18 protein-coding genes and 5 tRNA genes are annotated in these 25536 nt (G+C 69.9%); 13 read left to right on the top strand and 10 right to left on the bottom strand.

All coding sequences use genetic code 11. The annotated features are described in order from the left end of the window. The first annotated feature begins 81 nt into the window (after positions 1-81). From ACWD26_RS04440 to purM, 6 genes are all read left to right on the top strand, one after another. On the top strand, positions 82-1374 hold the full coding sequence (locus tag ACWD26_RS04440; protein WP_451266103.1) for a hypothetical protein: 1293 nt from the start codon (positions 82-84) through the stop codon (positions 1372-1374). Continuing rightward, positions 1371-2633 (top strand): hypothetical protein, encoded by a 1263-nt coding sequence (locus ACWD26_RS04435; RefSeq protein ID WP_451266102.1) that lies wholly within the window; start codon positions 1371-1373, stop codon positions 2631-2633. The genes ACWD26_RS04440 and ACWD26_RS04435 overlap by 4 nt, the downstream gene beginning before the upstream one ends. Before the next feature lie 10 nt (positions 2634-2643). Continuing rightward, positions 2644-3441: a sterol carrier family protein gene (locus ACWD26_RS04430; RefSeq protein ID WP_451266100.1), complete on the top strand. Its 798-nt coding sequence runs from the start codon at positions 2644-2646 to the stop codon at positions 3439-3441. Between the two features lie 101 nt (positions 3442-3542). Beyond that, positions 3543-4358 (top strand): META domain-containing protein, encoded by an 816-nt coding sequence (locus ACWD26_RS04425; RefSeq protein ID WP_451266630.1) that lies wholly within the window; start codon positions 3543-3545, stop codon positions 4356-4358. An 84-nt stretch (positions 4359-4442) separates the two neighbouring features. Further along, on the top strand, positions 4443-5969 hold the full coding sequence (gene purF, locus ACWD26_RS04420) for an amidophosphoribosyltransferase (protein WP_451266098.1): 1527 nt from the start codon (positions 4443-4445) through the stop codon (positions 5967-5969). A 62-nt stretch (positions 5970-6031) separates the two neighbouring features. Then, positions 6032-7102 (top strand): phosphoribosylformylglycinamidine cyclo-ligase, encoded by a 1071-nt coding sequence (gene purM, locus ACWD26_RS04415; protein ID WP_451266096.1) that lies wholly within the window; start codon positions 6032-6034, stop codon positions 7100-7102. Positions 7103-7311: 209 nt separating this feature from the next. Here the strand turns inward: purM and ACWD26_RS04410 are convergent, their stop codons facing one another. Together ACWD26_RS04410 and ACWD26_RS04405 are read right to left on the bottom strand one after the other, a co-directional pair. Next, positions 7312-7566, bottom strand: coding sequence for a DUF3073 domain-containing protein (locus ACWD26_RS04410; RefSeq protein WP_451266094.1), 255 nt, complete (start codon positions 7564-7566; stop codon positions 7312-7314). Between the two features lie 323 nt (positions 7567-7889). Beyond that, positions 7890-8984: a Leu/Phe/Val dehydrogenase gene (locus ACWD26_RS04405; protein ID WP_451266092.1), complete on the bottom strand. Its 1095-nt coding sequence runs from the start codon at positions 8982-8984 to the stop codon at positions 7890-7892. Between the two features lie 223 nt (positions 8985-9207). Between ACWD26_RS04405 and ACWD26_RS04400 the strand changes: the two genes are divergently transcribed. Together ACWD26_RS04400 and bldC are read left to right on the top strand one after the other, a co-directional pair. Next, positions 9208-10050: a hypothetical protein gene (locus ACWD26_RS04400; protein ID WP_451266090.1), complete on the top strand. Its 843-nt coding sequence runs from the start codon at positions 9208-9210 to the stop codon at positions 10048-10050. 628 nt (positions 10051-10678) lie between these two features. Further along, positions 10679-10885, top strand: coding sequence for a developmental transcriptional regulator BldC (bldC, locus tag ACWD26_RS04395; protein ID WP_003949541.1), 207 nt, complete (start codon positions 10679-10681; stop codon positions 10883-10885). A gap of 157 nt (positions 10886-11042) precedes the next feature. On the opposite strand, the gene ACWD26_RS04390 is transcribed toward bldC, so the two are convergent. From ACWD26_RS04390 to ACWD26_RS04355, 8 genes are all read right to left on the bottom strand, one after another. Further along, the gene (locus tag ACWD26_RS04390; protein WP_451266088.1) at positions 11043-11192 is read right to left on the bottom strand and encodes a hypothetical protein; all 150 of its coding nucleotides are present in this window, start codon (positions 11190-11192) and stop codon (positions 11043-11045) included. A 277-nt stretch (positions 11193-11469) separates the two neighbouring features. Beyond that, the gene (locus ACWD26_RS04385; RefSeq protein ID WP_451266086.1) at positions 11470-11661 is read right to left on the bottom strand and encodes a DUF6274 family protein; all 192 of its coding nucleotides are present in this window, start codon (positions 11659-11661) and stop codon (positions 11470-11472) included. Positions 11662-13139: 1478 nt separating this feature from the next. Next, positions 13140-13214: transfer RNA gene (locus tag ACWD26_RS04380), tRNA-Asp, on the bottom strand. A 100-nt stretch (positions 13215-13314) separates the two neighbouring features. Next, the gene (gene hrpA, locus ACWD26_RS04375; protein WP_451266084.1) at positions 13315-17292 is read right to left on the bottom strand and encodes an ATP-dependent RNA helicase HrpA; all 3978 of its coding nucleotides are present in this window, start codon (positions 17290-17292) and stop codon (positions 13315-13317) included. Between the two features lie 127 nt (positions 17293-17419). Beyond that, a tRNA-Phe gene (locus ACWD26_RS04370) sits at positions 17420-17493 on the bottom strand. A 24-nt stretch (positions 17494-17517) separates the two neighbouring features. Then, positions 17518-17592: transfer RNA gene (locus ACWD26_RS04365), tRNA-Asp, on the bottom strand. A 36-nt stretch (positions 17593-17628) separates the two neighbouring features. Beyond that, positions 17629-17701, bottom strand: a tRNA-Glu gene (locus tag ACWD26_RS04360). Positions 17702-17807: 106 nt separating this feature from the next. Then, entirely contained in the window at positions 17808-19442 is a 1635-nt protein-coding gene (locus tag ACWD26_RS04355; protein WP_451266628.1) for a metallophosphoesterase family protein, read from the bottom strand. Between the two features lie 238 nt (positions 19443-19680). On the opposite strand from ACWD26_RS04355, the gene ACWD26_RS04350 reads away from it, so the two are divergent. The 5 genes from ACWD26_RS04350 (at position 19681) to ACWD26_RS04330 (ending at position 25429) form a co-directional block, all read left to right on the top strand. Beyond that, positions 19681-20031, top strand: a complete 351-nt coding sequence (locus ACWD26_RS04350) for a metallopeptidase family protein (protein ID WP_059249887.1) — start codon at positions 19681-19683, stop codon at positions 20029-20031. Positions 20032-20219: 188 nt separating this feature from the next. After that, positions 20220-20747: a hypothetical protein gene (locus ACWD26_RS04345; RefSeq protein ID WP_451266082.1), complete on the top strand. Its 528-nt coding sequence runs from the start codon at positions 20220-20222 to the stop codon at positions 20745-20747. A 365-nt stretch (positions 20748-21112) separates the two neighbouring features. Then, positions 21113-23353, top strand: a complete 2241-nt coding sequence (locus tag ACWD26_RS04340; RefSeq protein WP_451266080.1) for a DEAD/DEAH box helicase — start codon at positions 21113-21115, stop codon at positions 23351-23353. A gap of 138 nt (positions 23354-23491) precedes the next feature. Beyond that, complete coding sequence (locus ACWD26_RS04335; RefSeq protein WP_451266078.1) at positions 23492-25078, top strand: amino acid permease; 1587 nt, start codon at positions 23492-23494, stop codon at positions 25076-25078. A gap of 278 nt (positions 25079-25356) precedes the next feature. Further along, positions 25357-25429: transfer RNA gene (locus tag ACWD26_RS04330), tRNA-Lys, on the top strand. Positions 25430-25536 lie beyond the last annotated feature (107 nt).

The following is a 25536-nucleotide window of genomic DNA, read 5'->3' as shown; positions in this document are numbered from 1 at the left end:
GGCCCTTCCTGCCGCGCTGCTAACTTCGGCTGGCCGACGGTGAGATCACGTGCCGTCGGCCGGAACGGGGGAGGCAGAGCGGTGGAAGTCCCGGACGGGATACGCAAGTCCGTCAACGTGCTGCTGTGCCTGGTCGCGGTCGTGGGCGTCGGCTGGAGCGGCAGGGAGATCTGGCAGGTCTGGAACAACCGACGCCAGATCGACGCGGGCTGCGCGGGACTCGTCCCGGCCGGGCGGGTGCTGGCGCTCTCCCCGGCGGGCGGCAGCATCAGACACCGTGTGGCCGACGAGGGCACGATCGCACTGGACGCCGGGCTGCCCCAGGACTGCGAGATGTTCAGCACCGGGGCGGGCGAGAAGCTCGGCACCCGCTCCGGTGAGAGGTGGTTCTTCACCGCCGCCGTGGGCGTCCACCCGGATGGGGCCCCGACGGTTCCGGAGGGCTCCTGGGACTTCCTCGTCGACCCCCTCGGCAAGCCCAACCACCCGGCCGAGCCGCTCGGCGGCGGTATCACGGGCCTGGTCACGGACTCGGACGTCGTCGTCGAACTGCCCTGTGCCGAGGGCGAGTCGGACGGCCGCCCGGTCAAGTCGCTGTGGGCGAGAGCCTCCCTGATGGACCTGGGGTCGGCGTTCCACGACAACGGCCAGCTCACCGACCACGACCGGAACGTCCTCGCCGAGACCGCCGTGCTCACCGCCAACAACCTCGCCGACCGGCTGGGCTGCGCCGACCGGCTGCCCGACCCGCCTAAGGACATCCCCGCCCTGACGGAGGGCCCGGTCCCGGCCGCCCGGGCGAACGGCACCTGTGCCTGGTACCGCGAGGCCGGCTTCGCCCGCCAGGACCTCCTCGCCGACCAGGTGTTCGAGAGCCGTCGGAAGGGCGAGACGTGGGACGAGAGCTGCGGCCTGGTGCTCAGCCGGGGTCGGGCGAACGGCCTCTACTGGCCCCACGCGGACGAGAAGAAGTACGGCCACGTCGTCAAGCCGGAGAACCCGGGCCAGTGGTTCGCCTCCTTCCACACCTACTCCGGCGAACTCGCGAAGAACGTCCAGCTCAAGGACCTCGAATCCGACGACACCCCGACCGTCGCGGCGCCGGGCGAGGCGGGCCGCGACAACCAGGGCGAGCCGGTCTGGTGGGCCTCCTCCGTCTGCGAGGGCGAGCCACGGATCCACACGATGACCATCGCGGTCGGCTACGACAAGCTGGCGACACCGGCGTACGAGAAGGTCTTCCGCGCGTACGTCACCGATGCCGCCGAACGCCACGGCTGCACGGGCATCGTGTTCCCCGCGCACAAGACGTTCACGGCCTCGTACGCCGAGAACGCCGAATCCGCCGAGTCCCCGGAGAGGGCCGCGTCATGAGCTTCCCGGACCGGGGCAGCCGCCCGCGCAACGCCTTCAACAAGCTCGTGGCTACCACCGCCGTGCTGGGCATCGGGGCGAGTGGCTGGGCCGGGTGGCTGGAGGTAGAGGAGTACCGGGACCGGCTGACGAGCCGGGAGCGGATCACCGAGGCCTGCGCGGGCCTCGTCGACCCGGACCGGGTCCTCGGGCTCAACGGCGGCACGGCACGGGCCCGTGCGGGGCATGGCAGCGACGACCCCTTCACGCTCGACTCCCTCCCCGGCGGCTGCGCCATCTACCGGGTCGAGGAACCCGGCACGTCGTACGGGCATTTCGCGATGTCGGTCCACACGAACCCCGGCGACGATCACCCCAACATCGTGTCCGACCGCCTGAACCCGTTCTTCGCACGCAATCGCGGCGGCGCCGAGGACGTGACCCGCGTGGCCGACCAGTCGCCCGACTACCCCCTCGACCAGCCCGCCGAGGACGACGGCCGGCTCGGGCACTACAACGACGACACCGTCACGTTCAAGGTCGGCTGCGAGACGGCCAAGGACGGCGTGACCTCGGTGAACGTCGTGGCCGAGGCGCTCTACGACGATGTCTCCCGCCAGGACCGTGTGACCGTCATCGAGCTGGCCGCCGACGCCGCCTACAAGGTCGCGGACCGTGTCGGCTGCACTCCCGAATACCGGTACCCCGCCTCCTTCCCCAGGCTGTGGATACCGGACGCCGAACTCAAGAAGGCCCCCGAGGCGAAGGGCTCCTGCCGCTGGTACGCCGAGTTCCTGGGCCAGGAGGAGCGCGGCCGCCTGCCCGACCGGACCCTGGAGACACCACGGGTGGGCGAGCACAGCTTCAAGGACTCCTGCCTGCTCGCGGCGAGCCCCGCCCACGTGAAGCGGGTCTGGCCCGAGCTCCCCGAGGACTACGACGAGTACAAAGGGCTCCTCGACCACTCCCCGTGGTGGCTGCGGACCGAGTCCTACTTCGGCGACGAGGCCCGCAAGGTCGTCGGCGAGACGTTCGGCGGCAGGCGCACCCCGCTGACACCCGGCACATCCGGCCGCGCCGGCCTCGGCTACATCTGGTGGACCTCCTCCACCTGCGACGGCGAGCCCGCGATCCACGCCCTCACCGTGAGCTACACGTACGTCAGGGCGATCGAACCCCGCCTCCGCCCCCTCTTCAAGGCCTACGTCGACGACATCACCGCCGCCCGCGACTGCACCGACATCGACTTCCCCGCCCCCTCCGCCTTCCCCTCCGAATAGGCTCGCGCCCATGCCCCCGGCCAGGAGACGCCCCCGCACCTACGACCCCGCCAAGACCCGCAAGGCCGTGCTGGCCCAGTTCGGGCACGTACGGGAGGCCGTGGGCGCTCTCGGCGACGAGCAGCTCGCGCTGCCGGCCCGGCTCGGGGCCTGGACCGTGCGGGACCTGGCCACCCACATCACCATGGCCGTCGACAGCGTCAGCCGCGCCCTCGGCCGCCCCGAGCCGGCGAAGGCGGACTTCGGCCCGCTCGACTACGCCTCCGCGACCGCCACCCACGCCGACGCCATCGCCGAGGGCAGCCACGACCTGGCCGAGGCCAACCCCGACCTCGTCGCCCTCTACGCGGGGGGCGCGCAGCGGATCGCCGACGCGCTCGCCGCCACCCCGCAGAACCGGCTCATCGACACCCGCGCCGGCGGCATGACACTCGACGACTACCTGCTCACCCGCACGATCGAGCTCGTCGTCCACACCGACGACCTGAACGTCGCCGTCCCCGGCCTCGACATCCCGTTCGACCGGCACGCCCTCGCCACCTGCGTCCGGCTGCTCGCCGACACCCTCGCCGTAAGAGCGCCCGGCGGTTCGACGGAGGTGCGGATCCCGCCGTACGCCGTCGTGCAGTGCGTGGAGGGGCCGCCGCACACCCGGGGCACCCCGCCGAACGTCGTCGAGACCGACCCGCTGACCTGGATCCGCCTCGCCACCGGGCGCCTGGACTGGGCCGCCGCCCTGGACGGGGCGAAGGTCAGCGCGAGCGGCGAGCGGGCGGACCTGAGCGGGCTGCTGCCGCTCATGAGCTGACCCCCGGCCCGGCTCCCGTGCCACCGCCGGTCGGCGACGGGCGTGTCGCCGTCCGGATGAATCCGGTGGAACCACCCATGCACCCCACCCGTCCCACCGGCATGGACAAGCGACTGACCCTCACCGCCCTGGCCCTGCTTCCGCTTCCGCTGCTCGCGGCCTGCGGTACCGAGTCGGCCGGCGACCCCGGCAGCGGCAATGTCGGCTCGAACACCACGAAGGCATCGGTCACCGGCGTCCGCTGGAAGGTCGACAGCCTCACGGTGGGCGGGAAGACCGAGGAGGCCCCCGACGGCGCCTACCTGAAGATCGCCGACAACGGCGAGGTCGACGGCAACTACGGCTGCAACACCTTCGGCTCGACCGCCTCCTTCAAGGACGACGGCATCGACTTCGCGACCGCCCGGTCCACCGAGATGGCCTGCGACGACGTCCCGATGAAGTTCGAGGAGACCTTCGCCCGCACGCTCGACACCGAGAAGTTCACGGCCGAGACCACCGACGGCAGGCTCACCCTCACCACGGGCGACGGCGACACCGTCAAGCTGAGCGAGGAGAAGCCCGCCGAGCTGTACGGCACGAAGTGGCGGATCGACTCCCTCATGGATCACGACGTCGCTACCTCGCTCCCCGAGGCCGTCCAGGGCAAGGCCTGGTTCACCCTCGACAAGAAGGCGGGCACGCTGAGCGGGAGCCTCGGCTGCAACGAGGTGTCGGCGAACGCCACGGTGAGCGAGGACGAGATCACCCTCGGCAATGCGCGGACCACCCGCAAGATGTGCTCCGACTCACTCATGGCCGCCGAACGGAGCCTTCTGGAGCTCTTCAAGGGCACGGTGAAATATCGGATCGATCACCGCAGCATCACGCTGACCAGCGAAAACGACACAGGCATCGGTGCCGTCGCCGACAAGTGACCTGCGGCGGCCCGCAGTCGGCAAACGGGGCGGGCGAGATCACCGGATTCGGACCGGTGCGCGATCTCGCCTACACTCGGTTGTGTGCCACGTGGTGACGGACGACTCAACCACGACCTTCTCCCCGGCGAGAAAGGCCCCCAGGACGCGTGTGGCGTCTTCGGTGTCTGGGCCCCGGGCGAAGAGGTCGCCAAGCTCACGTACTTCGGGCTCTACGCCCTCCAGCATCGGGGCCAGGAATCCGCGGGTATCGCGGTCAGCAACGGCTCCCAGATCCTCGTCTTCAAGGACATGGGCCTCGTGTCCCAGGTCTTCGACGAGACCTCGCTCGGTTCCCTCCAGGGTCACATCGCGGTCGGTCACGCCCGCTACTCGACCACCGGCGCCTCCGTCTGGGAGAACGCCCAGCCCACCTTCCGTGCCACCGCGCACGGCTCCATCGCGCTCGGCCACAACGGCAACCTGGTCAACACGGCCCAGCTCGCCGAGATGGTCGCCGACCTGCCCAAGCAGGAGGGCCGTACGCCGCGCGTCGCGGCCACCAACGACACCGACCTGCTCACCGCGCTCCTCGCGGCCCAGGTCGACGAGGACGGCAAGCCGCTGACCATCGAGGAGGCCGCCCACACGGTCCTCCCGAAGGTGCGCGGAGCCTTCTCGCTCGTCTTCATGAACGAGCACACCCTCTACGCCGCCCGTGACCCGCAGGGCATCCGCCCGCTGGTCCTCGGCCGCCTGGAGCGCGGCTGGGTCGTCGCCTCCGAGTCCGCCGCCCTCGACATCTGCGGCGCCTCCTACGTCCGCGAGATAGAGCCGGGCGAGTTCATCGCCATCGACGAGAACGGTCTGCGCAGCTCCCGATTCGCGGAAGCGAAGCCCAAGGGCTGTGTCTTCGAGTACGTCTATCTGGCCCGCCCGGACACCGACATCGCCGGCCGGAACGTGTACCTCTCCCGGGTGGAGATGGGCCGCAAGCTCGCCAAGGAAGCCCCTGTAGAGGCCGACCTGGTCATAGCGACCCCGGAGTCCGGCACCCCGGCCGCCATCGGCTACGCGGAGGCCTCGGGCATCCCGTTCGGTGCGGGTCTGGTGAAGAACGCGTACGTCGGACGTACGTTCATCCAGCCCTCCCAGACGATCCGGCAGCTCGGCATCCGGCTGAAGCTGAACCCGCTGAAGGAAGTCATCAAGGGCAAGCGCCTGGTGGTCGTCGACGACTCGATCGTCCGCGGCAACACCCAGCGCGCCCTGGTCCGCATGCTCCGCGAGGCGGGCGCCGCCGAGGTCCACATCCGGATCTCGTCTCCCCCCGTGAAGTGGCCCTGCTTCTTCGGCATCGACTTCGCCACCCGCGCCGAGCTCATCGCCAACGGCATGACGATCGACGAGATCGGCACCTCCCTGGGCGCCGACTCCCTGGCGTACATCTCCATCGACGGCATGATCGAGGCGACCACCATCGCCAAGCCGAACCTCTGCCGCGCCTGCTTCGACGGCGAGTACCCGATGGAGCTGCCGGACCCCGAGCTGCTCGGCAAGCAGCTCCTGGAGACCGAGCTGGCCGCGGGCCCCGCCGCCACGGCGGCGTCCGACGCCATCCGTCGCCCGTAGGCAGCCCGTAACACCTGCTCACCTGCGCTTATCTGCAGTACGACACGAAAGTTCTCACCGTCATGTCTGAGACAACTGGTGCCAGCTACGCAGCCGCGGGCGTCGACATCGAGGCGGGCGACCGCGCCGTAGAACTGATGAAGGAGTGGGTCAAGAAGACGCAGCGCCCCGAGGTCCTCGGCGGCCTCGGCGGTTTCGCCGGCCTCTTCGACGCCTCCGCCCTCAAGCGCTACGAGCGCCCGCTGCTCGCCTCCGCCACGGACGGCGTCGGCACGAAGGTCGACATCGCGCGTCAGCTGGGCGTCTACGACACCATCGGCCACGACCTGGTCGCGATGGTGATGGACGACATCGTGGTGTGCGGCGCCGAACCGCTGTTCATGACCGACTACATCTGCGTCGGCAAGGTCCACCCCGAGCGCGTCGCCGCCATCGTCAAGGGCATCGCCGAGGGCTGTGTCCTCGCCGGCTGCGCCCTCGTCGGCGGCGAGACCGCCGAGCACCCCGGCCTCCTCGGCCCGGACGACTTCGACGTGGCCGGCGCCGGTACGGGCGTGGTGGAGGCGGAGAACCTGCTCGGCCCGGATCGTATCCGTACGGGTGACGCGGTGATCGCCATGGCGGCCTCCGGCCTTCACTCGAACGGGTACTCGCTCGTCCGCCACGTCCTGCTGAACCAGGCCGGTCTCTCCCTGGACGCCGAGATCGCCGAACTCGGCCGCACCCTCGGCGCGGAACTCCTGGAGCCGACCAAGATCTACTCGCTGGACTGCCTGGCCCTCACCCGCACCACCGAGGTCCACGCGTTCAGCCACATCACCGGCGGCGGCCTGGCCGCCAACCTGGCCCGTGTGATCCCCGACACCCTCCACGCCACGGTCGACCGCTCCACCTGGACCCCGTCCCCGATCTTCGACCTGGTCGGCAAGACGGGCCAGGTCGAGCGCCTGGAGCTGGAGAAGACCCTGAACATGGGCGTCGGCATGATCGCCATCGTCCCGCAGGAGTCGGCGGATGTGGCCCTGACAACGCTGGCGGACCGCGGGGTCGAGGCCTGGGTGGCAGGCGAGATCACCGACCGAGCGGACCACACGACGGGCGCGGAACTGGTGGGCGACTACGCACGATCCTGAACAGCAGCACGCCCCTGATGGGGGCCGAAAACCCATCCATCAGGGGCGCGGGGAACTGCGCGAGCAACCACAAAGCACCCGCAGTCGCCGAACGACAGCGGGTCCGGAGCTACAGGCGCCGTTGCCCCAAGTGGAGCGGAACCGCACAAAACCCGGTCCGGCGGGCTCGATGAACCCACCCGGGCCGGGCAGAGCGCAGCGTTACGGCGTCAAGCTCCGCGACGATGCGACGCGGGACCGGACTGATCGTCGTCCTCGTCCTCATCGTCGTTGTAAAGATCCGCGTACTGGGCGTACGGGTCGTCGTCGTCTTCGTCGTCCTCGAACGGCTCGCCGTTCGGAGGTTGGCTCGAAGTCGATGCGCCCAGCTCGCTGGCCAGACGCGACAGGTCAGTCCCGCCGCTGTTGTACTTCAGCTGGCGGGCGACCTTCGTCTGCTTGGCCTTGGCCCGGCCGCGCCCCATGGCTCGACCCCCTCGGTGACGGGGCTCGACGGCCCCAGAGTCTTGACACGCGTTCATGATCTGGAACGGGCTCTCCGTGGAGAGACCGGTCCGTAGGGCTTCCACGGTACCTGAGCCCACGCCCATACGGTACGTCGCCCGCAGGACGTGCCTGTGCCCAGAACCCGCGAGGAGCCCTTTCCTCGCTGGTCAACGGCGATTTTAACCGTTTCTCGGCGAGCGACCCGCCGACGGAAGTGAGAGTTGTCTCTAAAGCCCCCGCCGGGTACCGGCCGACGTCGTACGGCAGCCGTGCGACCGCCGTACGACGCCCCCGTCGGTCTTCAGCGACCGCGTGCCGAGGCCGCCTCATGCATGCGCTGCTCGGCGATCCGGTCGGCCGCCGCGGCCGGCGGAACCCCATCCGACTTCGCACGTGCGAAGATCGCCAAGGTGGTGTCGTAGATCTTCGAGGCCTTCGCCCTGCACCGCTCGAAGTCGAAGCCGTGGAGCTCGTCGGCGACCTGGATGACCCCGCCGGCGTTCACCACGTAGTCCGGCGCGTAGAGGATCCCGCGGTCGGCGAGGTCCTTCTCGACGCCGGGGTGCGCGAGCTGGTTGTTGGCCGCCCCGCACACCACCTTGGCGGTCAGGACGGGCACCGAGTCGTCGTTGAGGGCCCCGCCGAGGGCGCAGGGGGCGTAGATGTCGAGCCCTTCCACCCGGATGAGCGCGTCGGTGTGGGCGACGGCGGTGACCTTCCCCGGATGCCGGTCGAGGATCCGCCGCACGGCCTCCTCGCGCACGTCCGTGATCACGATCTCGGCGCCCTCGGCGCGCAGATGCTCCACGAGGTGGTGGCCGACCTTGCCGACGCCCGCGACGCCGACTCTGCGGTCGCGCAGCGACGGATCGCCCCACAGGTGCTGCGCGGAGGCCCGCATGCCCTGGTAGACGCCGAATGCGGTGAGCACGGAGGAGTCCCCGGCGCCCCCGTTCTCCGGGGAGCGGCCCGTCGTCCAGCGGCACTCGCGGGCCACGACGTCCATGTCGGCGACGTAGGTGCCGACGTCGCAGGCGGTGACGTAGCGGCCGCCGAGCGAGGCCACGAACCGCCCGTAGGCGAGCAGCAGCTCCTCGCTCTTGATCCGGTCGGGGTCGCCGATGATCACGGCCTTGCCGCCACCGTGGTCGAGACCGGCCATGGCGTTCTTGTACGACATCCCGCGGGCGAGGTTCAGGGCGTCGGCGACGGCCTCCGCCTCGGTCGCGTACGGGTAGAAGCGCGTGCCGCCGAGAGCGGGGCCCAGCGCGGTGGAGTGGATGGCGATGACGGCCTTGAGGCCGCTGGCCCGGTCCTGGCAGAGCACGACTTGCTCGTGACCGCCCTGGTCCGAGTGGAACAGGGTGTGCAGGACGCCGTCAGATACTTCGGTCACTGTGGTGACTCCTGGGTAAGAAGCGGCGGTGGGTGACAGGCTCCCGTACGGGTGGCGGGGTCTGTGAGCATGAGATTAGAGCCTGCGTCCGCCGGACAGCGGCGCAGCCTCAGGATCACCCCACTTCCGGAGTACGGCCGTGGTGGGATCCGCACAGTTTTCCGGCCCGCCGGTGTGTTGGTTCGGCAGGTTTCCCCGGTGGCAGCCGGGGGAGGGAGCAGGCGTGCCCAAGGTGTCCTCGGTGATCGTCCCGTACGCGTCCTACCTCCGCGTGTACGAGCCGTTGGCGGCCTTCCCCGAGCCCGAGCGCGACCACTGGGCCCGCTACGCCCGGCGCCCGGACCGGCCCTCGTACCAGGACGAGCTGCGCCGCTCGCTGGCCGACCTGCTGCCCATCCCGCCGATCCCGGTGCCGGTGCACGAGAGCGGCGACGCCTTCGTGCTGGACGTCGACGGGGTGGTCTGCGTCTGCCCCTGGCGCACCCGGCTGCGCGGCTGGCAGGCGCTCGGCGACCTGGCCGAGGAGCTGCCCGCGCCGCTCCTGGACGCCGTACTGCCGCCGCTGGTCCGCCGGCAGGCGAGCCAGGACTACGAGCGCTGGATGGCCGGCAACCCCGACGCCCGGCCGTGGATCCGCACCTCCACCTGGCAGGTGCCGCTGAACTGGTTCGTCCTCGTCTCGGACGAGGAGCGGACGTACGAGAAGGGTTCGGGCGAGACCTCGCCCGTTCTTCGCTATCGCACGCCCATGGTGCAGGCGCGCCGGCGTGTGGCGCGGGGGCTGCGGGCCCTGCGGGAGGCCATCGACGAGGGCCCGCTCATCGACGGCCTGATCGACGTGGGCCGCTGGCTGGAGGAGTTCCATCCCCGGTCGCTCGTCGAGCTGGACTACGGGGGCCTCGTGCACGTCCTGCCCGCCGAGGAGCTGGACGGTGACCATTCGGCCGCCGATGTCGCCGAGGGCATCGAGGCCCTTCGCACGGGCGACGGTCTCGCGGCCGGGGAGGCGTACGGGCGGCTGGTCGAGCGCTGGCGGGCGGTACGGGACCGGCGCTCGGCGAACTGAACCGGGCCGAACCGGTTGAACGGGTTGAACCGGTTGAACCAGCTCAACCTCCCAGCCGTACTTGTTACTTGTGGGGCCTGAGGGAAAAGGCTTTCCACAAGAGGTGAAGCATGGTGAACTGTCCACCCTTGGCCCAGGCTTGACACACTGAAGTTCCACAGGCGCGTCATCATGGGACGTAGGTCCCGATCCGGGCTTTTGTATCAAGCAGGCGCCAAGCGTGACGGATTGCACTTACGTGGGCCTTGCCTCTTACGCACCTCCTCGTGTCAAAATAGGACAAGGAGCCCGGGGGAGGCTCCTTCTGCCCACGTATGGGTGGAATCTCAGCATTGCACGCTTTGGGGGGTCTCGTGACTCCTGCGCGCCACTGTGACTGATCGTCACAGTGGCGTGACTGTCCGCTATGGCATGGTCCATCGGCATCCGTCGCTGATGAACACCTGGGAGGGCAATTCCATCGGTTTGGCCGACGCGGCTGGACAGATGGTGTAGTTGTAGTGCCGAGGACAAGCCGTTCGTCCTATAACCGACTCGACTCGCGTCCGCCATTTCGGGCAACGCGGGTCAAGGTGCAGAATTTAGAGGAAAGAACCGAGAAGGTTCGGTTCTCCCGAGGAGGCCGCTCATGACCGCTCGCACCCCTGATGCCGAGCCGCTGCTGACCCCGGCTGAGGTCGCCACCATGTTCCGCGTCGACCCCAAGACGGTCACGCGGTGGGCGAAAGCCGGCAAGCTCACGTCCATCCGCACGCTCGGCGGACACCGCCGTTACCGCGAGGCTGAGGTCCGCGCACTGCTCGCGGGTATTCCGCAGCAGCGCAGCGAGGCCTGAACCGCCGCATAACAGGGCATTTCGGCTGGTCCCCCAATCGGCCGAGAGCTCGAAAGTACCGCTCACACAGCTCCAAGCGACGCGGGTTCTGCCCCAACAGGTCCCACGCCCGAGCCACACAGAACTTTCCAGGAGGCCATGTGCCCTCTGGACACCGTCAGGCAAGCAACAAGGGTGCGTCGTAGATCGCGCTGGACTCCGCCGGGTCCAGCGCGATTTTTTTGTGCGCGGGAGCGTGCGGGGGTGTGAAGGGGGCGCGCGGGGTGCGCTGGGGGTGGTGACGGGCGTGGTGGCGGGGCGCGGCCATGGGGGTTTCGGGTCCCTCGTGCACCGAGTTGTGCGCGGGCTTGTCGGACTCTGGGGAGGGGTGTCGGATCTCCTGTGCAGGGTCTCGGAGACTGGTGCAATTGCACATATTAAATTGACCAGTTGTAGGGGACCGGTAAGCGCGGGCCTCCTGGAAACTTCTGAGGTGACACCCGTCACATGCGTGGAGCCTTGTCGCCGGATCGGCATCTGCGCTATAGGAGGCGGGAGTTGAGCGAGACCTGCCCTCGCCGGGTGTGTTCCCTACAGGGGGCGTCTCACGCCTTGGAAGGGGTGCCGTCCTCGGCGGGGCCCTCCGCGCCGTCCTCGCCGTCCGCCGTGGGCTCCGTCGCCAGCCGCAGCAGGCGGTGGCAGATCGGGCAGTGGCGGGTGAGGTGGCGGTACGAGGAGGCGGCCGACAGGTGAGCTCTGAGTAACGCGCGGGTCTCATGCCGAGCGGACGCCGCCATACGCCACCTCCGGGGGTCTCAGGGCCCTGAATCTGAGGTACCGGCGGAATGTGACGCCGTCAACCCCCACGACACCGCGCACACCCGTCCGAACGCGGCCATCGCGGCCCGTCCCAGGGGCTGCGGCCCCTTTTGGCGCTGGGACGGTGACGGGGTGGCCGCGGCCGCTTACGGGGGTCGGAGGAGCTGCGGCCCCTTTTCGCCTGCGGCCGTGACGGTCGGCCCTGGCCCTGTGCCGGGGTTCGGCACCGGCCACGCCGGGGAATGCCCCGGCCCTGCCGCGCTGAGGGCCAGGACTCCACTGGTGACTCTGAGACGGGTTCCACCGGGGGCCCGGGCCTTGCCGGCTTGCCCCGGGCCTCAAAGCGGGCCCGGCCCCGGCCCCCTCCACTGTGGCCCTACCTCGGCCTATGTCCGGTGCCGCGCCCCGCTTCCGCTGCGGTCTTTGAGCCTTGGCCTTGCTGCGGGTTCTGGCTGGTGTTGCATCCTGGGTCTCGCTGCTGGCCTTGGCTGTGGGGCTTTGGCTCGGGCTTTCGCTGTGGTTCCTGTCCTGGCGCTTGCGCCGGTGTTGTGCCCCAGGTTTCGGCTGTGGTCTTGAGCTGGGCCTTGCTGCGGGCTCTGGCCGGTGTTGCATCCAGGGCGTCAGCGCAGGGGCTGGCCAGGGCCTCAGCGCAGGGACTGGCCCGGGCCTTTGCCCGGTTGCGCCCAGGCCACCGCGGGCTCTGACGCCGGGCCGTGCCATGGGGCTCAGGACCTGACGCCGGGCCTCGCCATGGGGTCTGCTCAGGCCCTTGCGGGGGCCCGCCATGGGGCTCCGTCCCGGCCCATGTTCAGGCCCTGTGCCGGACCCGCCTCCTGGCCCGCCGCAGCTCCCGCCAAGGGCTAACGCCCCTTCACCCTTGCTGACTTTCAAGGGGGGTACGCCCCAGCGCCGCCTCGGCCCCGGCGCGGGCTTCGCCCCCGGGCCCAGCTAGGGGGCGCTGCGTCCGTAGACCCTCGCCGAATTCTGGCCCCGCCGATCATTTGCGCCGACCAGCGTTCGAAGTCCGGCCGGTTTCCTGAGCCTCGTTCGGCCTTCGCGGCCCTGCCCGTTCCAAGGGCCCGCCAGTTCCACGCCCGCCAGCCTGGAGGCCGGTTCGGTGGAGGATCTCGTCGGCTACAAGGACCCCGCCGGTTCCAGGTGCCGGCCAGCTCTTGGGGGCGGCTCCAGCTCTGTGGGCGCCTTGGCTTGTTGGCCTGTCGGCTTCAGGGGCCCCGCCTCTGCGGGCCAACCCCCTTGGGGTCTGCCGGCGCTTGGCCCCGTCCCGTCTTCTCTCTCGGCTCCAGCGGGCCGGCGCAGGTCTTGCCCAGCACCTGAGAGTGGCAACTCGTCGGCGTCGGCGTCGGCCTAGGCGTAGGCGGTCCTTCGTAGGGCGGTGACGAGGCCGGGGAACGCGTAAGGCCCGCATCCTCAAGGATGCGGGCCTTACGTCTTCGTGCGGTCCTGACGGGATTTGAACCCGCGGCCTCCACCTTGACAGGGTGGCGAGCACTCCAAACTGCTCCACAGGACCAGGTTTCGCAGTCCGCGCCTTGTTGCCGCGCTGGCCTGCGAGAAGAGACTGTACAGGAGCGGAAGGCTCGCGGTCGAACTCACTCAGAGTGCGGGGCCCGTCACGGAACCGCCGCGTCGATCGCCTTCACGATCCGCTTGTCGGAGACGGGGTAGGCCGTGCCGAGGGCGTGCGCGAAGTAGCTGACGCGCAGTTCCTCGATCATCCAGCGGATCTCCAGCACGGAGGAAGGCACCGGCCGGCCCCGAGGGAGCTGTTCCAGCAGCCAGGCGTACTCGTCGCGCATCTCGTGGACCTTCTCCATGCGGGACGTGTCCCGCTGGACTCCGGTCGGCATCTGCTGCAGGCGGCGGTCCGCGGCGACCAGATAGCGCATCAGGTCCGGGAGGCGGCGCAGACCCGCCTCCGTGACGAACCCGGGCTTCACCAGCGCGTCCAGCTGCCCCCGTACGTCCGCGAGGTTGGCGAGGAGGGCCGGGCTCCGCGTGGACTTCAGGCGGCGCTCACAGGCCTGCCAGGCGGCCAGCACCTGCTGCACCTGGCCGACCGTACGGACCGTCGTGTCGACGATCTCCGCCCGCACCTTGTCGTACAGCTTGCGGTACGACGACTCGTCCCACGCCGGCCCGCCGAAGTCGGCGATCAGCTTGTCGGCCGCCGCCATCGCGCAGTCGTCGAACAGCGCCTGGATCGAACCATGCGGATTGGCCGACAGAGCGAGCTTCTGAGCGTTCGTGAGCTTTTCGGACGCGAACTTCGCAGGATTGACCGGGATGTTGCGGAGGACGAGTCTCCGGGTGCCCTTCCACATAGCCTCCGCCTGCTCCGCCTCCGTGTCGAAGAGGCGTACGGAGACGGTGTCGCCGTCGTCGACGAGCGCCGGATACGCCTTCACCGGCTGTCCGGCCCGACGGGTCTCGAAGACGCGGGTGAGCGAGCCGATCGTCCAGTCGGTCAGACCCTTGCGTTCCAGGGACTCGCCGCCCTGGCGCTCGGCGGTCGCCGCCGCGGCCTGGGAGAGGGCCTGGCGCGCCTTCGGCTTCAACCGCAGCCGCAGCGACTCCAGATCCTTGTCCTCGGCCAGCTTCCGGCGACGCTCGTCGACGATCCGGAAGGTGATCTTCAGGTGGTCGGGCACCCGGGACCAGTCGAAGTCCTCGGGCGTCACCGACACGCCCACCATGCGCTTCAGCTCGCGCGCCATCGTCACCGGCAGCGGCTCCTGCAGGGGCACCGCCTGGTCCAGGAACCGCTTCGCGTAGTTCGGTGCCGGTACGTAGTTCCTGCGGATCGGCTTCGGCAGTGATCTGATCAGTTCCGTCACCACCTCCTCGCGCAGGCCCGGGATCTGCCAGTCGAAGCCCTCGTCCGTGACCTGGTTGAGGACCTGGAGGGGGATGTGGACGGTCACACCGTCCGCGTCGGCCCCCGGCTCGAACTGGTACGTGACACGGAACTTGAGCTGCCCCTGGCGCCAGGAGTCCGGGTAGTCGGCCTTGGTGACCGCCTCGGCCGACTCCCGGATGAGCATCTCCCGCTCGAAGTCCAGGAAGTCGGGCTGCTCGTGGCGCTTGTGCTTCCACCAGGAGTCGAAGTGGGCCCCGGAGACGACGTGTTCGGGGACACGCTGGTCGTAGAAGTCGAAGAGGGTGTCGTCGTCGACGACGATGTCCCGGCGCCGGGCCCGGTGCTCCAGCTCCTCGACCTCGCTGAGGAGCTTGCGGTTGTCGGCGAAGAACTTGTGGTGCGTACGCCAGTCGCCCTCGACGAGCGCGTTGCGGATGAAGAGCTCGCGGCTGGCCTCCGGGTCGATCCGGCCATAGTTGATCTTCCGCTGGGCGACGATCGGCACGCCGTACAGCGTGACCTTCTCGTACGCCATCACGGCCGCCTGGTCCTTCTCCCAGTGCGGTTCGCTGTACGTCCGCTTGAGGAGGTGCTCGGCGAGCGGCTCGACCCATTCCGGCTCGATCTTCGCGTTGACGCGCGCCCAGAGGCGACTCGTCTCCACCAGCTCCGCCGACATCACGAAGCGCGGGGGCTTCTTGAAGAGGGCCGAGCCCGGGAAGATCGCGAACTTGGCGTTCCGGGCGCCCAGATACTCGTTCTTCCCCGTGCTTCTCCCGCCCTCGCCCCCAGCCTCCTTCACGTCCTTCATCCCGATGTGGGAGAGCAGGCCGGCGAGGAGGGAGACGTGGACGTGCTGCTCGGGGGCGTCGTCCTCGTTCAGATGGATGCCCATCTGCTTGGCGACCGTCCGCAGCTGGCTGTAGATGTCCTGCCACTCGCGGATGCGCAGGAAGTTCAGGTACTCCTGCTTGCACATCCGGCGGAAGGACGACGAGCCGCGCTCCTTCTGCTGCTCGCGGACGTACCGCCAGAGGTTGAGGAAGGCGAGGAAGTCGCTCGTCTCGTCCTTGAAGCGTGCGTGCTGCTGGTCCGCCTGGGCCTGCTTGTCGGCGGGGCGCTCGCGCGGGTCCTGGATGGAGAGCGCGGCGGCGATCACCATGACCTCGCGGGCACAGCCGTTCTTGTCGGCCTCCACGACCATACGGGCCAGGCGCGGGTCGACGGGCAGCTGGGAGAGCTTGCGGCCCATGTCGGTGAGGCGCTTGCGTACGTCCTTCTGCGCCGGGTCGAGCGCGCCGAGCTCCTGGAGGAGCTGGACGCCGTCGCGGATGTTGCGGTGGTCCGGCGGGTCGATGAAGGGGAACTTTTCGATGTCGCCGAGGCCGGCCGCGGTCATCTGCAGGATGACGGAGGCGAGGTTCGTGCGGAGGATCTCGGCGTCCGTGAACTCCGGGCGGGCGAGGAAGTCGTCCTCGCTGTACAGGCGGATACAGACACCGTCGCTCGTACGGCCGCAGCGGCCCTTGCGCTGGTTGGCGCTGGCCTGCGAGATGGCCTCGATGGGGAGGCGCTGGACCTTGGTGCGGTGGCTGTAGCGCGAGATACGGGCGAAGCCCGGGTCGATGACGTACTTGATGCCGGGGACCGTCAGGGAGGTCTCGGCGACGTTCGTGGCCAGAACGATCCTGCGGCCGGTGTGGGGCTGGAAGACGCGGTGCTGCTCGGCGTGCGAGAGGCGGGCGTAGAGCGGGAGGACCTCGGTGAAGCGGTAGTTCTTCTTGATCAGGGCGTCGGCCGTGTCCCGGATCTCGCGCTCACCGGAGAGGAAGACGAGGATGTCGCCCTTGCCCTCGGCCTGGAGTTCCTCGACGGCGTCGCAGATCGCGGTGATCTGGTCGCGGTCGGCGTCGTCGGAGTCCTCTTCGAGGAGCGGGCGGTAGCGCACCTCCACGGGGTACGTACGGCCGCTGACCTCGACGATCGGGGCGTCGCCGAAGTGGCGGGAGAAGCGCTCGGGGTCGATGGTCGCCGAGGTGATGACGACCTTGAGGTCGGGGCGCTTGGGCAGCAGCTGGGCCAGGTAGCCCAGCAGGAAGTCGATGTTGAGGGACCGCTCGTGGGCCTCGTCGATGATGATCGTGTCGTAGGCGCGCAGCTCGCGGTCCGTCTGGATCTCGGCGAGCAGGATGCCGTCCGTCATCAGCTTGACGAAGGTCGCGTCCGGATTCACCTGGTCGGTGAAGCGGACCTTCCAGCCGACGGCCTCGCCCAAGGGCGTCCGCAGCTCCTCGGCGACGCGCTCGGCGACCGTCCGGGCGGCGATACGGCGGGGCTGGGTGTGCCCGATCATGCCGCGTACGCCGCGCCCCAGCTCCATACAGATCTTGGGGATCTGGGTCGTCTTGCCGGAGCCGGTCTCACCCGCCACGATCACGACCTGGTGATCACGGATGGCGGCCGCGATCTCGTCCTTCTTCTGGCTGACGGGCAGCTGTTCGGGGTACGAGACGGCCGGCACGCGCGCGGCGCGCTCGGCCATGCGGGCCTCTCCCTTGGCGACCTCGGCCTCGATCTCGGCGAGAACGGCGGCCCGGGCCTCGGGCTTACGGATCTTGCGCGCGCCTTCGAGCCTGCGTCCGAGCCGGTGCGCGTCGCGCAGGGACAGCTCGGCCAGGCGGGGGGCGAGGGCGCCGAAGGTGGCATTGGCGGGGGCGGGGTGAGTGGACATACGGGACCCAGGATCTCACCTCTGACAAACGACGGGCGAACGCTTTTGCGTCCGGCACTCGCGGTGCACCTCTCGCCGTGCATGCGAAGAGCCCCTCCGGTCGCCCGGAGGGGCTCTTCGTTCGCTGTGGCTGGGGCCGGGGTCGAACCGGCGACCTATCGCTTTTCAGGCGATCGCTCGTACCAACTGAGCTACCCAGCCGCGATGTTTCACGTGAAACATCAGCGGTCCTGACGGGATTTGAACCCGCGGCCTCCACCTTGACAGGGTGGCGAGCACTCCAAACTGCTCCACAGGACCAAGGATGCGTACGACAGTGTCGCACACGTTCTTGCGTGCCCCCAACGGGATTCGAACCCGTGCTACCGCCTTGAAAGGGCGGCGTCCTAGGCCGCTAGACGATGAGGGCTATCGGCCCGCCTGGGCGCTTCGTCAGCGCGTCGGGGACGTGAGAAGCATATGGGATGGCGGGAGGTATCGCCAAAACGGTTTACGGGACCTCCCGCGCGGCGGTTTTACGGGCCGCCGGGCGACCTGCTGCCCGAGCCCTCGGGGGACGTGCCCTGTGACGGGCCGGGGGACGTGCCGGGTGACGTGGATCCCGAGGGTGACGGGGACTGGTCGTCCCCGGGTGCGGCGCCCGGCTGGTTCTCCTTCGGCAGATGGCGGCTGACCTCGGCCGTCGTCAGGCCGAGACCGCCGAGTTTGATCTCGTCCCAGGCCTGGAGACGGCGGGTGTCGCGGTCGAGGTACAGGACCGAGGCCTCGATCGGGTCGGGGTACTTCCCCTCCAGCGCCCGCAGCCCGCTGCCCCCGGTCGAACCCTCGATACGGAGGCGGGTGCCCTCCTTCAAGGTCTCCATCTCAGGGTGGTGCAGATGCCCGGCGAGGACGAGGGGGACGTCGCCGTCCGTCTCCCGGGCGGCGTCCGGGTTGTGGGCGATCGCGATGTCCACCGGCGTGCCCGCGGCCTTCTGGGCGCGCAGGGCGGCGGCCAGGCGCTGTCCTGCCGCCTCTTCCGAGGGCAGGCCCGACTTCTCGGCGGAGCGGTCCGGGGTGAACTGCGGATCGCCCATCCCCGCGAAGCGCAGCCCGCCCACGGTCACCGCCTTCCCGTCGTCGAGGACGTGCGTGTTGTCGAGGCCCTCCAGATAGCGCTGGGTCTCGCGTGAGTCGTGGTTGCCGCGCACCCAGACGTACGGCGCCCCGAGGTCGGGGATCGGGTCGAGGAAGGCGTTCTCGGCGGCCGAGCCGTGGTCCATGGTGTCCCCGGAGTCGACGATGACGTTGATCTCGTACTGCTCGACCAGCGAGGCGATGATCTTCCAGCTCGCGGGGTTCAGATGGATGTCGGAGACGTGCAGGACGCGGATCGTGGTCGGGTCCGGCTGGTACGCGGGGAGCGTGGAGGTGACGTCGTAGAGCTTGGTCACGTTCGTCACCAGGCGGGCCAACTCCTTCTGGTAGACGTCGAACTCGGTGACGATGCTGCGCGCGTTGCCGACGAGGGACGGGGCGGAGGAGAGCAGACCCGAGAACTTCGGCTCCAGGACGGAGTTCGGGTTCCAGGTGGCGGCGGCGGTCCCTCCTGCGCCGGCCAGGAGTGCGAGGGCGAGACCGCCGGCGGCGACGGCGCGGCGGGGGCGGCGGAACACGGCGAGGCCGAGGGCGGTGGCGCCGGAGACGACGGCGACGCCGGAGCGTGCGGCCAGGTCGAGGGTGCCGTGCTGGACGTCGGAGGCGATCTCCTCCTGGAGGCCGGAGATCCGTTCGGGGTGGTCGACCAGGGCCTGGGCGCGTTCCGGGTCGAGCTGGTCGACGTTCACGTCCAGGCGTACGGGGGCGTTGTGGCTCTGCAGTTCCAGGGCGCCCAGCGGGGAGACGTTGATCTTCGTGCCGCCGGTGAGGGACGGGCGCAGGGTCATCGTCGTGTTCATGGGGCCGACGGGGGTGCGGACGTTCCCGACGATCAGCAGACCCAGCCAGGCGCCGAGCAGCACGACCGCGATCAGACCGAGCGCGCGGCCCCAGGGGTGGGGGTGATGGACCAGTTCGAGGGTGGGGTGGGCGCGGCGCGAGCGGTAGTGCCGGGCCAGGGCGCGGGGGGCTCGTGGCATGGCCTTGGAGACGCGGCGGAGGGTCGTTCGCATGGCGTTGGTGGGCTTGGTGGCGTTCTTGGCTGGGGCGGCGGGGACGCGGGCCATTGGTCCCGTATGCCCATGGGTGGGGGTGGATATGCGGCGGGGGTGGGGCGCCGGGAAGAGCGTGCTGGGAGGGGCATGCCGCGAGGGGTGTCGTTTCGCTGCCGTCGCTCGGGCTGGTCGCCGTTGCCGTCTCTCGTGCTGCTCGTACCTCTCGGACAGGCGGATCGTGCATGACAATGGCCGTGTGCTGGAGATGACGCGCGAGGAGTTCGAGGAACTGGTCGCCGAGGCGTTGGACCGGATCCCGCCGGAACTGACGCGGCTGATGGACAACGTGGCGGTGTTCGTCGAGGACGAGCCGCCCGCCGACGACCCCGAGCTGCTCGGGCTGTACGAGGGGACTCCGCTCACCGATCGCGGGGAGTGGTACGCGGGGGTGTTGCCCGACCGGATCACCATCTACCGGGGGCCGACGCTGCGGATGTGCGAGACGCGGGAGGACGTGGTCGCGGAGACCGAGGTGACCGTGGTGCATGAGATCGCGCACCACTTCGGGATCGACGATGCGCGGTTGCACGCGTTGGGGTACGGATAGCCGCCAGGGGGAGGCCGGGTGCGGGCTTCGGGCGCGGGCGGGCGGGTGGGGGCCGGTCGCGCGGTTCCCCGCGCTCCTGTGGGGCGCCGACGGCTCTCGTAGGGGCCTCGCACGGCGCGTGTCTTCTTGTGGGCGGCGGGAGTTGGGCAGGGGGACTTCTCTTCCCGCCCCCCTCGGAGGTGGCCGCCGTGCGCGCCTTGAACGTATCCGTCCGTCTGGCCGCCACGGTCATGGCCGTCGCGGCAGCCGCCGGCTGTATGAGCGTGGGGGACGACGGGCGGAAGCCCGGGCCGTCGCCCTCCGCCGGACAGCGAGGCGGTGAGACACCGGACGGGGGCACCGCGATGACGGGCGGAGGCGGTACGGGATACCAGGCGGGGCGGGGAAAGCAGAAGGGCTCCCCCTCGCCCGACCCCTCCTCGTCCAGGTCGGCGTCCGCGTCGGCGTCGGCCTCCGGGGCCGCGAAGCCGTCCGGGAAGGCGGCGCCGCCGAAGGGGGGCAAGGACGGGGGGAAGGGTGAGCCGCCGAAGAGGCCCGAGCCTCCGAAGGGGGAGCCCACCCCTACGCCGACGGTGGTGGAGCCCGAGCCGACGCCGACGAAGCCGGTGGAGTCGCCGACGCCGGAGCCCTCGGCCGAGCCGTCGTCGTCCGCGCATGAGCAGGGGACGCAGTTGGTGGAGCGGGAGCCGGCGCCTGAGGCGGGGGACGCGGCGTAGGCCTCCGGCGGGGGACGCGGTGTATGTCTCCGGCGGGGGCACGGCGTATGTCTCCGGCGGTGGGTCGGGGCGTGGGTCGGGGTGGTGTGGCGGCTGTGGGTGGGGGCTGGTCGCCCAGTTCCTCGCGCCCCTTTGGGGCGCCGACAGGGATGCTGTGACCTGCTGTTATCGGCTCGGTTTGCCTTGGGGGGTGGTGGGTGCGTATGGTGGTAGATCGTTTGATCCCATTTGCCCGGCGCCACCGCAGAGCGCGCCGTGTGGCGCGTACTCTCCCTTGCCGTGGCGGACCGCATAGAGGCGGTCGTGTGCGAATCACGGAGTTGACGGGCGCGTGCCGACGAGACTCCGGAAGGTTTCGCATACGCATGTCCATTTCCAGTACTGATCACGTCGTCGTGCCCGAGAACGGCACGGACGCCGAGGGCGCCGAAGGCGTCAACAGCGCCGCCGCCGAGGAGACCCCGCAGGTCACCTTCGCGGACCTCGGTCTCCCCGAGGGCGTTGTGCGCAAGCTCGCGCAGAACGGCGTGACCACCCCCTTCCCGATCCAGGCCGCGACCATCCCGGACGCCCTGGTCGGCAAGGACATCCTCGGCCGTGGCCGTACCGGCTCCGGCAAGACCCTGTCGTTCGGTCTGCCGACCCTGGCCACGCTGGCCGGCGGCCGCACCGAGAAGCACAAGCCGCGTGCCGTCATCCTCACCCCGACCCGTGAGCTCGCCATGCAGGTCGCGGACGCGCTGCAGCCGTACGGCGACGTCCTCGGGCTGAAGATGAAGGTCGTCTGTGGCGGCACCTCGATGGGCAACCAGATCTACGCCCTGGAGCGCGGCGTCGACGTCCTGGTCGCCACCCCGGGCCGTCTCCGCGACATCATCAACCGCGGTGCCTGCTCGCTGGAGAACGTCCAGATCGCCGTCCTCGACGAGGCCGACCAGATGTCGGACCTGGGCTTCCTGCCCGAGGTGACCGAGCTGCTCGACCAGGTCCCGGCCGGCGGCCAGCGGATGCTGTTCTCCGCCACGATGGAGAACGAGATCTCCACCCTGGTCAAGCGCTACCTGAGCAACCCGGTCACGCACGAGGTCGACAGCGCCCAGGGCAACGTCACGACCATGTCGCACCACATCCTCATCGTGAAGCCGAAGGACAAGGCGCCGGTCACGGCCGCCATCGCCTCCCGCAAGGGCCGCACGATCATCTTCGTCCGCACCCAGCTCGGCGCCGACCGCATCGCGGAGCAGCTGCGTGACGCCGGTGTGAAGGCGGACGCGCTGCACGGCGGCATGACCCAGGGCGCGCGGACCCGCACGCTGGCCGACTTCAAGGACGGTTACGTCAACGCGCTCGTCGCGACCGACGTCGCCGCCCGCGGTATCCACGTCGACGGCATCGACCTGGTCCTGAACGTGGACCCGGCCGGTGACCACAAGGACTACCTGCACCGTGCGGGCCGTACGGCGCGTGCCGGGCGTACGGGCACGGTCGTGTCCCTCTCCCTGCCGCACCAGCGCCGCCAGATCTTCCGGCTGATGGAGGACGCGGGCGTCGACGCCGGGCGTCACATCATCCAGGGCGGATCGACGTTCGACCCCGAGGTCGCCGAGATCACCGGCGCCCGGTCGATGACCGAGGTCCAGGCCGAGTCCGCCGGCAACGCCGCGCAGCAGGCCGAGCGTGAAGTCGCTCACCTCACCAAGCAGTTGGACCGGGCCACGCGCCGCGCCGCCGAGCTGCGCGAGGAGGCCGACCGGCTGACCGCGCGTGCCGCGCGAGAGCGGGGCGAGGACCCGGAGGCGGCCGTCGCCGCCGCTGCCTCGGAGGCCGCCACCGCCGTCGTCGCCGTGGAGGCGGACGGTGCGTCGCCGGTCGAGGCCCCGGCCGCGATCGCCGAGCAGCCGGTGCACGAGCGTCCGGCGTACGAGCGTCCCTCCTACGACCAGCCGCGCCAGCGCCGCGAGGAGCGGGGCAACGGCGGCTACGAGCGTCGTGACAACGACCGCGGCGACCGGGGTGACCGTGGTGGGTTCCGCCGTGACGACCGCCGGGACGACCGTCGTGACGGTGACCGTGGTGGGCGTTCGTTCGAGCGTCGGGACAACGACCGCGGTGGGTTCCGCCGGGACAACGACCGTGGTGGGTTCGACCGTGGCGGCCGTTCCTTCGAGCGCCGTGACAACGACCGTGGCGGATTCCGCCGGGACAACGACCGTCGGGACGGCGACCGTGGCGGGCGTTCGTTCGACCGCAACGACCGTGCCGGCTTCCGCCGGGACAACGAGCGTGGTGGGTTCGACCGCCGCGACGACCGTCGTGACGGTGACCGTGGTGGGCGTTCGTTCGAGCGTCGGGACAACGACCGCGGTGGGTTCCGCCGGGACAACGACCGTGGCGGCCGCTCCTTCGAGCGTCGTGACGAGCGCGGTGGGCACCGTGGCAGCGACCGTCCGTTCAACCGTGACCGGCAGGGTGACCGCCCGGGCTTCCGCTCCGGCGGCCACGAGCGCCCGCACGGCCGCCGTGACGACCACCGCGGCACCGGCACCGGCACGGGTTCCTCCTTCGGTCGCCGCGACGACAAGCCGCGCTGGAAGCGCAACGGCTGACGCCGACTGAGACAGATCAAGACAGCGAAGGGCCCGTACGACTCCGGTCGTACGGGCCCTTCGGGCTTCTCGGCACCTGTGGCTTTTCGGCCACGGTGTGGCGCATGTCACGTCCCTGGGGAGGGAATTGCTGGGGGCATGACAGATGACGACATAGCCCGTGGGGCACCCGGAGCTTCGGCCCCGGACTCGATGTCGGTCTCGGCGTCAGCGCCGATGTCGGACGAGGAACGCCTTGCCCAACTGGGCTACACACAGGTCCTCGCCCGCCGTATGTCCGCGTTCTCCAACTACGCGGTCTCCTTCACGATCATCTCTGTCCTGTCCGGCTGTATGACGCTCTACCTGTTCGGCATGAACACCGGCGGGCCGGCGGTGATCACCTGGGGCTGGGTAGCGGTCGGCCTGATGACCCTTTTCGTGGGCCTGGCCATGGCCGAGATCTGTTCGGCCTACCCGACCTCCGCCGGCCTGTACTTCTGGGCCCACCGACTGGCACCGGAGCGCAGCGCGGCCGCCTGGGCGTGGTTCACGGGCTGGTTCAACGTCCTCGGCCAGGTCGCCGTGACCGCCGGCATCGACTTCGGCGCGGCGTCCTTCCTGGCGGCGTATTTGAACCTCGAATTCGGCTTCGCGGTGACACCGGGCCGGACGGTCCTCCTCTTCGCGGCGATCCTGCTGCTGCACGGCCTCCTCAACACCTTCGGCGTACGGATCGTCGGTCTGCTGAACAGCGTCAGTGTGTGGTGGCACGTCGTGGGTGTCGTGGTCATCGTCGGCGCGCTCGTCATCGTCCCCGACCACCACCAGTCGGCGTCCTTCGTGTTCACCGAGTTCGTCAACAACACGGGCTGGAGCAGCGGCCTGTACGTGGTGCTGCTGGGTCTGCTGATGGCCCAGTACACCTTCACCGGGTACGACGCCTCCGCCCATATGACCGAGGAGACGCACGACGCGTCGACGGCCGGCCCCAAGGGCATCGTCCAGTCCATCTGGACGTCCTGGGTGGCGGGCTTCGTCCTCCTCCTCGGCTTCACCTTCGCCATCCAGTCCTACGACGGCGCCCGCGAATCGGCGACCGGAGTGCCGCCCGCGCAGATCCTCCTCGACGCCCTCGGCGCGACCGGCGGCAAACTGCTCCTCCTCGTCATCATCGGCGCGCAGCTCTTCTGCGGCATGGCCTCCGTCACCGCCAACAGCCGCATGATCTACGCCTTCTCCCGCGACGGCGCCCTGCCGTTCTCCCACGTCTGGCACACGGTCAGCCCCCGCACCCGCACCCCCGTGGCGGCGGTCTGGCTGGCGGCGGGCGGCGCACTGGTGCTCGGTCTCCCGTACCTGATCAATGTCACGGCCTACGCGGCGGTCACGTCCATCGCGGTGATCGGCCTCTACATCGCGTACGTCATCCCGACCCTGCTGCGGCTGCGCAAGGGCGACGCCTTCGAGCGCGGCCCCTGGCACCTCGGGCGCTGGTCCCGGACCATCGGCCTCATCGCGGTGATCTGGGTCTTCGTGATCACCGTCCTGTTCATGCTCCCGCAGCTGTCCCCGGTCACCTGGGAGAACTTCAACTACGCCCCGGTCGCCGTCCTGGTGGTGCTGGGCTTCGCGGCGGTCTGGTGGGTCGCCTCCGCCCGGCACTGGTTCCTCAACCCCGAGCACGAGCGAAGCGTGGCCCGGGAGACGGCACGGAAGGGAGCGCCGGAGCCGATCGATCCGTAGGCGGCCGGCCCTCCCCGGCCGGCGCCGGACTGGCGCCCGACTCGCGCCTGTCTCCTGTCGGTCCTCCGCCGATCATCCGTCGGTCCTCCGCCGATCATCCGTCGGTCTTCCATCGCTCCTCCGCCGATCATCCGCCGCTGTTCCGCCGATCTTCCGCCCGTTCTGTTCTGCGGCGGACCTTTTTGCGGTCCTCCGACGCGGCCGGGACACCGATACCCGATCGGACTCCCGGCCGCGTCCGGCTATGCTCGGGGAGGCAACATCACGCAACAGCGCCTGGGCCCTTAGCTCAATTGGCAGAGCAGTGGACTTTTAATCCATTGGTTGTGGGTTCGAGTCCCACAGGGCCTACGGTTCGCGGGCGGGGGATATCCCCTCTGACCTGCTGGGCAGCGCCCGGGTCGGCTTCGGTCGGCTCGGGCGCCCGTTCGTTTTCGGGGCCGTGCGTGAGCGGGTGT

The sequence above is a fragment of the Streptomyces sp. NPDC002787 genome, from assembly GCF_053592095.1.
This window is presented reverse-complemented; position numbering and strand designations above follow the sequence as displayed.

Bases quoted from the DNA above. Each gene is read 5' to 3' on its own strand.
- ACWD26_RS04355 (WP_451266628.1), bottom strand. From the start codon at position 19,442: ATGCGAACGACCCTCCGCCGCGTCTCCAAGGCCATGCCACGAGCCCCC.
- ACWD26_RS04425 (WP_451266630.1), top strand. From the start codon at position 3,543: ATGGACAAGCGACTGACCCTCACCGCCCTGGCCCTGCTTCCGCTTCCG.
- ACWD26_RS04335 (WP_451266078.1), top strand. From the start codon at position 23,492: ATGACAGATGACGACATAGCCCGTGGGGCACCCGGAGCTTCGGCCCCG.
- ACWD26_RS04435 (WP_451266102.1), top strand. From the start codon at position 1,371: ATGAGCTTCCCGGACCGGGGCAGCCGCCCGCGCAACGCCTTCAACAAG.
- purM (WP_451266096.1), top strand. From the start codon at position 6,032: ATGTCTGAGACAACTGGTGCCAGCTACGCAGCCGCGGGCGTCGACATC.
- hrpA (WP_451266084.1), bottom strand. From the start codon at position 17,292: ATGTCCACTCACCCCGCCCCCGCCAATGCCACCTTCGGCGCCCTCGCC.
- ACWD26_RS04410 (WP_451266094.1), bottom strand. From the start codon at position 7,566: ATGGGGCGCGGCCGGGCCAAGGCCAAGCAGACGAAGGTCGCCCGCCAG.
- ACWD26_RS04385 (WP_451266086.1), bottom strand. From the start codon at position 11,661: ATGGCGGCGTCCGCTCGGCATGAGACCCGCGCGTTACTCAGAGCTCAC.
- ACWD26_RS04390 (WP_451266088.1), bottom strand. From the start codon at position 11,192: ATGGCCGCGCCCCGCCACCACGCCCGTCACCACCCCCAGCGCACCCCG.
- bldC (WP_003949541.1), top strand. From the start codon at position 10,679: ATGACCGCTCGCACCCCTGATGCCGAGCCGCTGCTGACCCCGGCTGAG.
- ACWD26_RS04340 (WP_451266080.1), top strand. From the start codon at position 21,113: ATGTCCATTTCCAGTACTGATCACGTCGTCGTGCCCGAGAACGGCACG.
- ACWD26_RS04430 (WP_451266100.1), top strand. From the start codon at position 2,644: ATGCCCCCGGCCAGGAGACGCCCCCGCACCTACGACCCCGCCAAGACC.